General features: G+C 65.9%; 12 protein-coding genes. All 12 read right to left on the minus strand.

Translation table 11 applies throughout. The features are described from left to right. Positions 1–17: 17 nt before the first annotated feature. The 12 genes from BZL41_RS23660 to BZL41_RS23715 all read right to left on the minus strand — a co-directional run bounded on the left by BZL41_RS23660 (position 18) and on the right by BZL41_RS23715 (position 12,350). A complete protein-coding gene (locus BZL41_RS23660) occupies positions 18–338 on the minus strand; it encodes a heavy metal-binding domain-containing protein (protein WP_084335439.1) in 321 nt (106 codons plus the stop codon). Between the two features lie 45 nt (positions 339–383). Continuing rightward, the gene (locus BZL41_RS23665) at positions 384–1,037 is read right to left on the minus strand and encodes a hypothetical protein (RefSeq protein ID WP_095601520.1); all 654 of its coding nucleotides are present in this window, start codon (positions 1,035–1,037) and stop codon (positions 384–386) included. A 132-nt stretch (positions 1,038–1,169) separates the two neighbouring features. After that, entirely contained in the window at positions 1,170–1,493 is a 324-nt protein-coding gene (locus BZL41_RS23670; RefSeq protein ID WP_095601521.1) for a low molecular weight protein tyrosine phosphatase family protein, read from the minus strand. Positions 1,494–1,647: 154 nt separating this feature from the next. Then, the gene (locus BZL41_RS23675) at positions 1,648–2,643 is read right to left on the minus strand and encodes an isocitrate/isopropylmalate dehydrogenase family protein (RefSeq protein WP_095601522.1); all 996 of its coding nucleotides are present in this window, start codon (positions 2,641–2,643) and stop codon (positions 1,648–1,650) included. A gap of 3 nt (positions 2,644–2,646) precedes the next feature. After that, positions 2,647–3,543, minus strand: a complete 897-nt coding sequence (locus BZL41_RS23680) for a DMT family transporter (RefSeq protein ID WP_095601523.1) — start codon at positions 3,541–3,543, stop codon at positions 2,647–2,649. 3 nt (positions 3,544–3,546) lie between these two features. Then, positions 3,547–4,191, minus strand: coding sequence for a carbonate dehydratase (gene can, locus BZL41_RS23685; RefSeq protein ID WP_095601524.1), 645 nt, complete (start codon positions 4,189–4,191; stop codon positions 3,547–3,549). 69 nt (positions 4,192–4,260) lie between these two features. Beyond that, positions 4,261–5,676: an alpha,alpha-trehalose-phosphate synthase (UDP-forming) gene (otsA, locus tag BZL41_RS23690; RefSeq protein WP_095601525.1), complete on the minus strand. Its 1,416-nt coding sequence runs from the start codon at positions 5,674–5,676 to the stop codon at positions 4,261–4,263. Beyond that, positions 5,673–6,461 carry a trehalose-phosphatase gene (otsB, locus tag BZL41_RS23695; protein WP_095601526.1) on the minus strand — a complete coding sequence of 263 codons (789 nt, stop codon included), beginning with the start codon at positions 6,459–6,461 and terminating at the stop codon, positions 5,673–5,675. Before otsB ends, otsA begins: the two co-directional genes overlap by 4 nt. Before the next feature lie 423 nt (positions 6,462–6,884). Continuing rightward, entirely contained in the window at positions 6,885–9,026 is a 2,142-nt protein-coding gene (locus BZL41_RS23700; protein ID WP_095601527.1) for an exonuclease domain-containing protein, read from the minus strand. Between the two features lie 6 nt (positions 9,027–9,032). Next, positions 9,033–9,401, minus strand: a complete 369-nt coding sequence (locus BZL41_RS23705) for a response regulator transcription factor (RefSeq protein WP_084335429.1) — start codon at positions 9,399–9,401, stop codon at positions 9,033–9,035. Continuing rightward, complete coding sequence (locus tag BZL41_RS23710) at positions 9,398–12,142, minus strand: sensor histidine kinase (protein ID WP_095601528.1); 2,745 nt, start codon at positions 12,140–12,142, stop codon at positions 9,398–9,400. Before BZL41_RS23710 ends, BZL41_RS23705 begins: the two co-directional genes overlap by 4 nt. Positions 12,143–12,152: 10 nt before the next feature. Continuing rightward, positions 12,153–12,350 (minus strand): hypothetical protein, encoded by a 198-nt coding sequence (locus tag BZL41_RS23715; RefSeq protein ID WP_095601529.1) that lies wholly within the window; start codon positions 12,348–12,350, stop codon positions 12,153–12,155. Between the last annotated feature and the right edge of the window lie 416 nt (positions 12,351–12,766).

Raw genomic sequence — 12,766 nt, forward strand, 5'->3', positions numbered from 1 at the left:
CTTACCCATCTCTCCCCTCACTCCACCACCACCGCCGTCCCGCTCGCCGACACCATCATCATGCCGTTGCTCTGCCCCAGCACTTCGTAGTCCAGGTCGATGCCGATCACGGCGTTCGCGCCCAGCTCCTGGGCGCGTTGCTGGAGTTCCTGCAGGGCGATCTCGCGGGCGCGCTGGAGTTCTTTTTCATAGGTGGCGGAGCGGCCGCCGACGAGGTCGCGGATGCCGGCGAACAGGTCCTTGAACAGGTTGGCGCCGAGAATCGCCTCGCCGGCCACCACGCCGCAGTAGCGGGTGATGCGCTTGCCTTCGATGCTTGGGGTGGTGGTGATCAGCATGGGCGGTTCCTGTTTATCGTGCGTTGGTAAAAGGCTATCGCGCCGTCACAACGAGACGAACCCCTGGTTGGCCGATACCGTGAACGGCTCCGCGCGCAGGGAGAAATCGACGAAGAAGTTGGCGGTGTAGGTACGCACCACACGGGCGATATCGGCAAGCTCGCGGGACGTGCTGTTGGGACGCAAGTGCTCGTTGATATAGGCCTCGGCGCGCTGAATCTGGTCGCGGTTTTGAAACATAGTCACGCCCTGTTGGGCACTCACCCGGCCGAGGTGGTGATGGGGCACCACGCGCTCGGCGGTGTGGCGCCAGCCGGTGATGCTGGGTGCCATGGCGCCTTGAACGGTAATGGATTGCCTGCCGCTGTTGTCGAGTTGAGTGCGGATTTGCAACAGGATCGGGTTGGCCGTTTGCGAATTGTCCGCTGGCGAGCAGGTCTGGAAGCGGATGGTCGCGCCATTGTTGCGCAGCCCTCGATTGAGCAACAGCGTGACCAGGGCAATTGCGTTGTGGTAGTCACCCACGCTGTTCGGGCTGCCATGCCCGACCACCACCAGCACGTCGCTGGGGCCGAGCAGGTCCAACGGCGCACGGTCGAGAAAGGTCAGGTAGGCGTTGCGAAGTTTTTGCAGTTGTACGTGGGCGTTGCTGAATTGAATCCAATCCGGGTCCGACTCGCAGAACGCGACGATATCCATGGCTACTGCTCCCTGAGTACGCCCGCCGGGCGGCGAGCCTCTTGAGCGTAGCCAGCAGAGGCCCTACTGGCCAATCTGGCGGTTGAACCAGCACGATGAGTCGCATCGCGGTATAGAACCTGGGCAGCTCACTTAAAGGAACCTGCCCACTTTCTCCTCCAGCACCCGCACCAGCGCCGGGTCCATGAACGCGTAGTCGTCCGGAATTCCCAGGCAGATCACTCGCTTGTTGCCCAGGTGCGCCTTGAACTTGGAGGAGAGTTTGGTGCGGTGGCTGCGTTCCATGACAAAGATGGTGTCGGCCCAGGCGAGAAGCTCCGGGGTGACGGGGTTATCGGCGTCGTGGTTGATGCCGGCGGAGGCGGTTGCGAGGCCGGGGCGGTCGGCGAAGAGATGTTCGGCGGTGGGGCTGCGCAGGCGGTTCTTGCCGCAGACGAAGAGGATGTTGTGGAGCATGGGCGTCCTTGGCCTCGAGTGGGTTGGCGGAGGATAGCGTGGGTATGGAGCTGCGTGCACGAGGCATCAGGACGCCACGAAAATGGGGATGGCGGGCGATTGGGTTTGGTATAGGGGTTGGCCGTGCCGGGCCGATGCCTCCCGGAAGGCCCCCTCAAAGCGCGTCGATCACGCCCTGGGCGATGGTGCGGGTGGTGTCGACGCCGAAGTCGAGATGGCCGGTGGTTTCGAGGTAGCGTTGGACAGCGGCTTCCAGGCGGTTGGCCAGAGTCTCTTCGCGCCAGTGGTAACGCAGCAGCAAGGCGACGCTGAGGATCGCCGCGAGCGGGTTGGCGCGGCCGCTGCCGGCGATGTCGGGGGCGCTGCCATGGACGGGTTCGGCAAGGGCGATGCCGTCGCCCCAGTTCAGCGAAGGGGCCATGCCGAGGCCGCCGCTCCAGTGGCAGGCGAGGTCGGAGAGGATGTCGCCGAACAGGTTGGTGGTGACGATGAGGTCGAAGGCTTCGGGGCGCTCCACCAGTTGCAGGGCGGCGACATCGACCAGACGCTCGTCGAGAACGTCGCCCCAGCCCTCGCCCATCAGCAGGTCGCGGCAGGTGTCGCGGAACAGCCCGCAGGTGAGCGGCAAGATGTTGGCTTTGTGGACCAGGGTGATGCGTCGCGCCTGGCGCGCCTTGGCGACGTCGGCGGTGCGCTGGGCGAGGCGCTGACAGGCGGCCTTGCTGATCACCCGCTCGGCGACGGCGACACCTTCCGCTTCCCAATGTTCGCGGCCGCTGTAGAGGCCCTCGCTGTTCTCGCGCAGGATCATCAGGTCGATGCCGGCTTTCGGCGAGGTAACCGGCCAACTACGCACCGGACGCAGGCTGACGTGCAGATCGAGCGCCTGGCGCAGGGTGAGGATCGCGCTGCGATAACCCGGCACCTTGCCGCTCGGCGAGGAAACGGCGCCGAACAAGCCGGCGCCGCAGTCACGCATGCACGCCAGGGTGCTCTCGGGGACGGCCTCGCCATGACGCTCGAAGCACTCCCAACCGCCCTCGGCCTCTTCCACCTTCACTTTCGGCAGGAGCTTTTTCAGGACGTCCAACGCGGCGGGGACCACCTCACGGCCGATGCCATCGCCGGGTATCGCGCAAAGTCTGTGCATGCCTCATCTCCCGGGGCGGGTCGCCAGCAGCAGCCCGCCGAAGATCAGTGCGCCACCGAGCCAGTGGAAAACCTCCAGGGTCTCGCCGAGCAGCAGGTAGGCCAGCAACGCGGCGAACACCGGCATCAGGTAGCTGGTCAACGCCGCCTTGGCCGCCCCCACCACTTTAACCCCGTGGTTCCAGGTGAGGTAGGCGAGCAGCGAGGCGAACACGGCGGTGTAGCCGATGGCGGCAAGGTTGGCCGGGCTGGGCTCGAAACCGCCGACATGGCTCAGCTCGACGAGGTAGAACGGCAGGATGATCGGCACGCCGAGCAGCACCAAGGCGCCGAGCAGGGCCAGGGGCGGCAGCTCGAAGCGCGGGCTCCAGCGGCGCAGCAGCAGGGTGTAGAGCGCCCAGACCAATACGGCGACCAGCATGATCAGGTCGCCGGGGTTGAACGACAACGCCAGCAGGTTGGCCAGGCTGCCACGGCTGATCAGCGTGATCAGGCCGATTGCGGCTACGGCCATGCCGAACCAGGCCCGCCGCGGCGGCCACTCGTTGAGCAGCACGCCGGCGCCCAGGTAGGTGGCCAGCGGCAGGCAGGTGTTGACCAGGGTGATGTTGATCGCCACGGTGCTGTGGGCAGCGGTATAGAGCAGCGAGTTGTAGCCGCTGATGCCGAGGGCGGCGAGCAGCACCAGCCGCCAGCCGCCGCGGATCACCTTCTGCCGCTCGCGCCAGAGCGGCACGGCGACGAAGGGCAGGAGGATCGCCAGGGCCAGGCTCCAGCGCCAGAACGACAGGCTCAGCGGCGGGATGGCACTGTAGAAGGCCCTCGCCACCAGCGCATTGCCCGCCCAGCAGAGACAGGAAACGAGCAGCCCGGCGAAGGCCAGGACCTGGCGCGACGACACCGGTCAGGGCTGCCCGAGCGGCCGCAGGCGGTACTGCGGCGGAATCTGGTCGAGCCCGCTGACGGTGACGTTGAGGTTCTTCCAGAGACCATCCTTGATGCCGTAGATGCAGCCGTGCACCGAGAGCGGCTGGCCGCGATGCCAGGCGTTCTGGACGATGGTGGTATGGCTGACGTTGGCCACCTGCTGGATGACGTTGAGTTCGCAAAGGCGGTCGACCCGCTCCTCCTCGGTGGGGAGCTGGTTGATGTGCTCGCGATGCTCGTAGTAAAGGTCGCGGATGGTGCGCAACCAACCGTCGATCAGGCCGAACTGGGCGTCCTGCATGGAGGCGCGCACACCGCCGCAACCATAGTGGCCGGTGACCAGGATGTGCTTCACCTTGAGCACGTCCACCGCGTACTGGATCACCGACAGGCAGTTGAGATCGGTATGCAGCACGACGTTGGCGACATTGCGGTGGACGAACAGGTCGCCGGGCAGCATGCCGACGATCTCGTTGGCCGGCACCCGGGCATCGGAGCAGCCGATCCACAGGTATTCGGGCACTTGCTGCCGGGCGAGTTTCTCGAAGAACTCCGGGTCTTCCTGCTTGATGGACTCCGCCCAGCGGGCATTGTTCTCGAACAGCTGCTGTAGATCGCTCATGTTCCCTCCTCTGCCGGAACCGCACCTTACGAACCGGTCGGCCCTTTGACAAGGCTCCGGAAGGCCGGGTCACGCCGAGGAGGCCTTGGCTCGCTTGGTGCTGATCAGCGTCGGCCGTGAGGCGGAGGCCCGCAGGTCGCGCAGGAAACCGTCGCGCCAGGCCGCCAAGTCAGCCGAGCGGATCGCCCGCATCATGTTCTCGTAGCGCTCCTTGCGTTCCTGCAAGGGCATGCGCAGCGCCCGGTCGAGAGCTTCGGCCATCCCGGCGGTGTCGTACGGGTTGACGATCAGCGCCGAGGTCAGCTCGCGGGCCGAGCCGGCGAAGCGCGAAAGCACCAGCACACCGGGGTCTTCCGGGTCCTGGGCGGCCACGTATTCCTTGGCGACCAGGTTCATGCCATCGCGCAGCGGGGTGACGAAGCCGATGTCGGCGGCGCGGAACAGGCCCATGAGAATGCGCCGGTCATGGCTTTTATTGAGGTAGCGCAGGGGCGTCCAGTCCAGTTCGGAGAGGCGGCCGTTGATGTGCCCGGCCTCGGTCTCCAGTTGTTTGCGGATGTGCTGGTAGGTGCGCACGTCCGAGCGCGAGGTGGGGGCGATCTGGATGAACTGCACGTTGCGTCGGTGCTCGGGGAAGCGGTCGAGCAGGTTTTCGTAGGCGCGGAAGCGCTCCACCAGCCCCTTGGAATAATCCAGGCGGTCGACGGCGATGATGGTCTTGCGCAGCTCGCCGTCGGAAGTACGGCTGATGACGTTGCGCCGGCCCTTGTAGGACTCGGCCTGGCGGCGGATCTCGTCGGGCACGACGCCGATGGGGTAGACGCCGGTGCGGAAGTTCAGCCCGTAAGCGGTCAGGCTGCCGTCGGCCCTGACCAGGCCACGCACCTCGCGGGTGATGTAGTCCTCGAAGGCCAGCCGGTCGGTCTCGGTCTGGAAGCCGATGAGGTCGTAGAAGCACAGGGTCTTCAGCAGTTCGTTGTGCGGCGGGATGGCCGTGAGGATTTCCGGTGCGGGGAACGGGATGTGCAGAAAGAAGCCGATCCGGTTACGGATGCCGTACATGCGGCAGGCTTCGGCGAAGGGGATCAGGTGGTAGTCGTGGACCCAGATGATGTCGTCGGGCTTGAGCAGCGGCTTGAGGCGCTCGGCCAACGCGTTGTTGACCCTTCGGTAGCCTTCGTATTCCTCGCGGCTGTAGCGGGCCAGGTCGATCCGGTAGTGGAACACCGGCCACAGGGTGGCGTTGGAAAACCCTCGGTAATATTGGTCGTAATCGCGTTTGGTGAGGCCGAAGGTGACGTAGGTGATGTTGTCTTTGGTTTCGCTGCGGGTCTGTGGGTCGGCGTCGACTTCGCCATTCCAGCCGAACCAGATGCCGCCGGACTTGCGCAGGGCATCCTGCACGCCGACGGCCAGTCCCCCCGCTGCCGCCTTGCCTTCTTCGATCGGCGCTACACGGTTGGAGACCACCACTAAACGGCTCATGAGATTCCTCCCCTCTGCTCTTCCTGGATGGGGCTCATCCCTCCTGGGCTGGCCAGCAGCGTCCGGAGCCAGTCGGCCACCGCCGACACGGAGGCCAGGCGCTGCCTGGCCGTGGTCGGTCCGTTGCCGACCTTGAGGGATAAGCCCTGTAAGGCGTTGACCGCCGCGAAGCCGGCTTCGTCGGTCAGGTCGTCGCCAATGAACAACGGCAGCCGCCCGGCGAAGGGCGCCTCCCGCATGAAACTGTTGATGACCTCGCCCTTGCTCGCGCCCTTGGGCTTCAGTTCGAACACGCATTTGCCCGGCTGCAGGCCGATCAGGTCGGCATAGCGCTCGGCGAAGGACTCGGCCAAGTAGCGGGCAATGGATTCGCGCTCGGGTGCTTCGCGGTAATGCAGGGCGAAGGCCACGCCTTTGTTTTCCACGCGCAGCTCGGGATACGGCGCGCAGGCCTCTTCCAGCTCGGCGCCGATCCGCGCCAGGGTGGCGGGGTCGTCCACCAAGCGGATTTCCCGCCCCTCGGCATCGCGCCGTTCGGCACCGTGAACACCGGCGGCGGGCAGGCGCAGCGGGTCCAGCAGACGGTCGAGGTCGTCGAGCTTGCGCCCGGAAATCACCGCGACCACCCCGCCCCGGTCTTGCAGGCACTGGAGCGAGTCGAGGGTGGATTCCGGGATGAATACGAGTTCCGGACGGGGCTGTATCTCAGCCAGCGTTCCGTCTACATCGAAGAAAAAAGCACAGCGGGAAATATCCAGCCGTGTGACCAGTTCGAAATCGTTCATGTAGGGTCTGACTGTCATTGTGCCTCAGTGGTTCGCTCAGATTCGCCGTGAGCGGAACCCTTGTGCCAGGCGCCTTCCGAAGGGGAAGGCGCCAGACAGTGAACGCCTCGGGGCCGTGCGTCCGGGCGCAGCGGCGGAGGCCTCTTGCAGTACGCCGCGATGACGACATCGAGACGCGGCAGCCACGTCACCTTCGCGGCGACGCAATCATCGGGAAGCCCATGTAGAGAAGCAGGCAACCGTCCCATCCTGGCAGGACGCGCCGCATCGGACAACCGTTTGGTCGACTCTCGGCCGAACGGTCACGGCGCCAGGTAAGCGATTGGCAGGAGGGGGGATTCGTTCGTAAACGATGCCCCGCCGGGCGAGCAGCTTCATCCCCAACCCCAAAGTGCCCGCACAATCCGGGACGGCGGCCTCCATTCAGTACTTCACCCGTGCATACAGCGTCTTGCGCGACGCCTCCCTGGCCTGACGCAGGTTGTGGATGCCGCGTTCGGCCAGGAGGGGGATGAGCTTGAGCAGCACTTCGGCGGTGACGATGGCATCGCCCAGGGCGGTATGGCGGCCGATGACCTCGACGCCCAGGCGGGTGGCGATGCGTTCGAGACGATGCTCGTCGTCGAGGTGGCCGGGATGGGCCAGGGCCGAGAGCAGCAGCGTGTCGAGCACCGGCTGGATGAAGGTGACGCCGGTCTGCGCTTCCTTCAATTGCAGAAAGCGCATGTCGAACGCCGCGTTGTGGGCGACCAGCACGGTGTCCTCGGCAAAGCGATGGAACTGCGGCAGCACACGCTCGATGGATGGCTGGTCGGCGAGCATCTGCGGGGTCAACCCGTGAATCTGCTGCGAGGCTTTGCTGATGGGCCGCGACGGCTTGATCAACTGATCGAAGCATTCCTGCCGCAGCAGTCGGCCGTTGACCACCCGCACCGCACCGATGGAGATGATTTCGTCGCCATCCGAGGGCGAGAGGCCGGTGGTCTCGGTGTCGAATACGGTGTAGGACAGCTCGCTGAGCGGGCGCTCGTCCAACTCGGCGGTCTGCCCCGGTTGGTTGAACAGGTCGAAGTCGTAGTACACCGGCCGCCCCGGCGAAAGCTCCAACGGCTCTGGCAGCTCATCCGGCTGGATGCGGGGCAGTTGCAGGCATAGGCGGTTGACGCCCGCCGCCCGGTCGAGCTGGCACCAGACCTCGCCGCCATGGCGCGCGACCACGCTCTTGAGGGTCGCGCCGTTCTCGCCCTCGCCCCCCAGGTTCAGCGGCAGCTCTTCCCATTCGTGCAGCAGGTTCGGGTCCAGCGGCTGGCCGCCCCAGGACAGCGACAGGCGCACGCAGCGTCCTTCGGCACTCAGCTCCAGACCGATCTCGCGCGTACGGCAGGCGGAAGCCAGGGCGCCCATCACCTGGGTCAGCACCTGCACCAGGGAGTAGCTGTCCACGCTCAACCACAGCGGCTGTTCGCCGACTTCGCAGCGCATCCGCAGGCCAAGGGCGGCGGCGAAGTTGCGTTGCAGGGCGGCGGCCAGGTCGCTGGCCAGCATGTCTTCCAGCGGCCAGGGACTGCCGAGCAGGTCGGCGTGGCGGCTCAGGCTCTGCTCCAGGCGCTGGGTCAGACGCTCTGCCTCGTCGCGGATCACTTCGGTGAAGCGTTCGCGGCGTTCGCTGTCCATGTCCGGGTACTGCTCCAGAGTTTCCACCGCCGCCCGGATATTGGCCAGGGCGGAACGGCTGCCCTCGGTGAGCTGTTGCAGGAGCAGGTCGCGGCGGCTGTTGATTTCCACCGTGCGGGTGATGTCTTCGAGGATCAGCACGAAGCCGATCGACTCGCCCTGCTGGTCCAGCACCGGCGCCATTTGCGCGCGCAGCAGGTGGCCGGCGCGGGCGGCGACGAAATGCGCCACCGGCTTGGCCGCCTGCTGGTCGAGGCGGTGGCGGATCTGCTCCAGCGCATGGGTGATCAGGCTCTTGTCCAACACCGCGAAGATCGACCGGCCCAGCCCCACCGGCATGCCGCCCGGCGCACTCGCATCGCCGGCCAGCAACTGCGTGGCACGCGGGTTGTAGAGCAGGATGCGGCCCTCGTTGTTGCACACCAGCACGCTCTGCGCCAACTCGGACATGAGTGTGGCCAGGCGGTTCTTTTCCTGTTCGAGGCGGCCGTTGGTCTCTTCGATGCGCGCCTCCACCTCGCGTTGCTGCTGGTCATAGACTTCGGCGAATTCGTTCAGCGCCTCGCCGAGCTTGCGCATTTCCACCGGGCCGGAGGGTTTCAGCCGGTGCTCGGCGTTGACCCGGTGGATGATGCCGATCTCCTCGGTGATCCGCTGGGCATTCTGCGGATAGGCGACCAGCCATTGGCGCAGCAACCCCGCCAGCACCGCACCGAGCAGTCCGGCCAGGACCACCAGCAGGGCGGCGCGCTCGGCCAGGATGCTGCGCAGGGTATGCCGTTCCGCTGGCGACAGGTCGATCCACAGCACCAGCCCGGCGAAACCGAGCAACGCCACGGAGAGCACCCCGAGCCAGGCGAAATGGAGGACGAACCGGACTTTCGGCTGCATCGGCGCTTATCCGGCCAACTGGTCGCGGACCCGCGCCAGCAGCTCCTTGGTGGCGAACGGCTTGGTGATGTAGTCGTCGGCCCCCAGGGCCAATCCCTTGCTCACTTCCACCTCGCGCCCCTTGGCCGTCAGCATGACCACCCGGACCTTGCTCCAGTCCGGGTTGGCGCGAATCCGCTGGCAGACGTCGAACCCGCTCAGGCGCGGCAGCATGATGTCCAGCAGCACCAGATCGGGCGGTTGCCGCTCGATGGCGTCCAGGGCTTCCTGGCCGTCGTGGGCCACCTCCACCTGATAGCCCTCCTGCTGCAGGAGGAACTCCAGGGAAATGACGATGTTCGGCTCGTCATCGGCAATCAGGACCCGCTTGCTCATACGCTCTCCTCCGCCACGCCGGCGAGCGGCAGGCTGAAGGAGAAAGTCGCCCCCTGCCCGCGCGCGCTGTTCACCCAGAGCTTACCGCCGAAATGGCGAATGATCTGCCGGCTGATCGGCAGCCCCAGCCCGGTTCCCTGGGGTTTCTCCGTCAAGGTGTCGCCTACCTGGCGAAACTTCTCGAAGATGGTTTCCTGATCGGCCGGGTCGATACCGCAACCGTTGTCGCGTACATCCACCTGTAGCGCATCCGGCAGCACCTGCAAGGCGATGACGATGCGCCCGGCATCACGGTCGCAGAACTTGGCCGCGTTGGAAATCAGGTTCAGCAGCACTTGCAGCAGGCGGTCGCGGTCCGCGCGCACCCGGGGCACCTCGTCCGGCAGTTGCAGGGTCAGGCTCGCGCCACGCTCTTCCAGGAGCTGGCTGGTGGTGGCCACCGCATCCTCGATCACCGTCCGCAGGTCCAGTTCGCTGGCGTGCCACTCGGCGCGGCCGGACTCCAGCTTGGCCAGGTCGAGGACCTGGTTGATCATCCGCGTCAGCCGCTCGCTCTCCTTGACGATGATGGCGACGAAGCGCGCCCGCTGCCGGGCGTCCAGCTCGGGGTTGTCGTTGAGGATTTCCGAGAAAGCGCGGATCGAGGTCAACGGCGTGCGCAACTCGTGGGTGACGGTGGAGATGAAGTCGTCCTTCATCCGGTCCAGCTCCTGCAAGCGCTCGTTGGCCGCGCGCAGTTCGGCGGTGGCGGCCTCCAGCTCGGCGGACTTCTGCTCCAACTGGCGGCTGTAGGCCAGGAGCTGCGAGGCCTCGTCGAGGATGTTCAGCACCTCGTCCATGCCCAGCGGCTCCTCCTTCACCACCGAGGCCAGCATGACCCGCGCCGATGACGCGCCGATGGCACCGGCCAGCAGGGTTTCGGCGAAATGCACCAGCTCGGCGTCCGGTTCCAGCGCCTGCCACGAGCGCAAACCACGCCCGGCGGCGTACTGGGCGAAGGCCTCCTCGGTACGCGCGGGGCCGAGAAAGCGGCCGATCAGGGTCATCACTTCCTCCAGCGACGCACTTCCCCGCCAGGGGCTGGCGCCGCGCCCGCTGATTTTGAACGCATCGACGAACAGCACCGCCTGGGCGTGCTCGCGGATGCCCTGGCGGTCGAACAGGGACACGCCGACATAGGCGCCGACGTTGCCGAGCAGGCTCCAGAACAGCGCATGGCTGATGTCGTCCATCTCCTCCAGGCCGAACAGCGCCAGCGGCTTGAGCCAGGCGATGCCGAACGGGCCCGCCTCGATGAACGCCAGGGGCAGCCAGCCGGACTTGGCGAACGACGGCAGCAACAGGGTGTAGGCCCAGAGCAGGAACCCCAGCGACAGCCCGCAGAGCGCGCCGTTGCGGGTGCCCTGCTTCCAGTACATGCCGCCAAGCATGGCCGGGGCGAACTGTGCCACCGCGGCGAACGACACCAAGCCGATGGAGACCAGCGCATAGGCCTCCCCCGCGGCGCGGTAGTAGACGTAGCCCAGCAGCATCAGCAGCAGGATCGCCCCCCGGCGGATGCCCAGCAGCAAGCCGGACAGGTCGCTGCGCGAGCCCAGCGCCAGCACCTTCCAGCGCAGCAGCAGCGGCATCACCAGGTCGTTGCAGATCATGGTGGACAGGGCAATGGTCTCGACGATGACCATCCCGGTGGCCGCCGACAGCCCACCGATGAAGACCAGCAGGGTCAGCGCCTCCTGGCGATGGGCCATGGGCAGGGTCAGGACGAAGGTGTCCGCGTCCAGGGTACCGGGCGGGAACTGCATCAGCCCGGCAAAGGTGATCGGCAGCACGAAGATGTTGATCGCCAGCAGGTACAGCGGGAACAGCCAGACCGCCTTGGCCAGGTGGCTCTCGTTGACGTTCTCCACCACGCTGACCTGGAACTGCCGGGGCAGGAACAGGATCGACAGCATCGACAGGGCGATCAGCCAGGCCCAGGAGCCGTAAGTGCCGGCGGCGTTGCCCAGGGTCAGCAGGCGGTCCACGTCGGGCAGTCGCATGGCGTGCTCGAACAGATCGGCGAAGCCATGGTAGAGGCCGAAGGTGACGAACACCCCCACCGCCAGGAAGGCCACCAGCTTCACCAGCGATTCGAAGGCGATGGCGGCCACCATGCCCTCGTGGCGCTCGGTGGCGTCCAGGTGCCGGGTGCCGAACAACAGAGTGAAGGCCGCCAGCAGCAGTGCCACGTAGAGCGCGGTGTCCTGCAACAGGCCAACCCGCTGTCCCTTGGCCGGCATCGCCACCTCGGGGTACTGCAACAGGATCAGGAAACTGGTGGAAACCGCCTTCAATTGCAAGGCGATGTAGGGAATCACGCCGATCACTGCGATCAGCGTCACCAGCCCGCCGAGCAGGCCGCTCTTGCCGTAGCGGGCGGCGATGAAGTCGGCGATGGAGGTGATCCGGTTGGCCTTGCTGATGCGGATCATCTTGCGCAGCACCAGCCAGAACAGCGCCGCCATCAGGGTCGGGCCGAGGTAGATCGGCAGGAAGCCGACCCCGCTGGCCGCCGCCCGCCCGACACTGCCGTAGAAGGTCCAGGAGGTGGCGTACACCGCCATGGACAGCGCGTAGATGTAGGGATTGGCAATGATCGAGCGGCCGGCATCGGCGCGCTTGTCACCCCAATAGGCGATGGCGAAGAGAATGCCGAGATAGGCGAAGGACGCCAGCAGGATCACACCACCGAACAGCATCCGCCGCCCCTCAGCCCGACCGCTCGACGACCAGCAGCATCAGCACGATCAACAGTGCCCAGGCGCCGAACAGATAGGCGAACAGCAAGGGAATGCCGAACACCGTGCCGCCGCCGTTGAACAGCGACAGCAAGGGAAAACCGAACAGCAGGCACCCCAGCGCGAACAGGGCCACCAGCCGCTGCGCCCGTATCGTGCGATTGGCCATGTCTTACCTCCGTGGTGACATAGTGTGGCCGATTATTCGCGCTGCGCTGGAAGGGAAGCGAGAAATGGCGGGCAGAAAACCCATGCCCAGGCTGGTCGTTCCACGCTGCCTGCTTTGTAGGAGCGAGCTCTGCCCGCGAACAGGGCTACGCAAAAAGCTTCGCCAGCAGAGTTGGCTCCTACGCAGAAGCCGATCTGCATAGGGGCGAGCTTATTCGCCCGGCGGGGTGGGTTTGAGCGAATGAGTTCGTCCCTACACCGCCATGTCTGTGGGAGCGAATTCATTCGCGATTGGCGAAACACCGCCGTCACCCCATCGCGAGTAAACATCCACGTTCGTAGAACGTGGACTTGCTTTTGGCCCCCTAGAAGGGGGCACGGCCAGCCCTCAAAGAAGGCTGGCCGTCCGTATCACGC

This window comes from Pseudomonas sp. PIC25 (assembly GCF_002286785.1).
In the GTDB taxonomy this organism is placed as follows: Bacteria; Pseudomonadota; Gammaproteobacteria; order Pseudomonadales; family Pseudomonadaceae; genus Pseudomonas_M.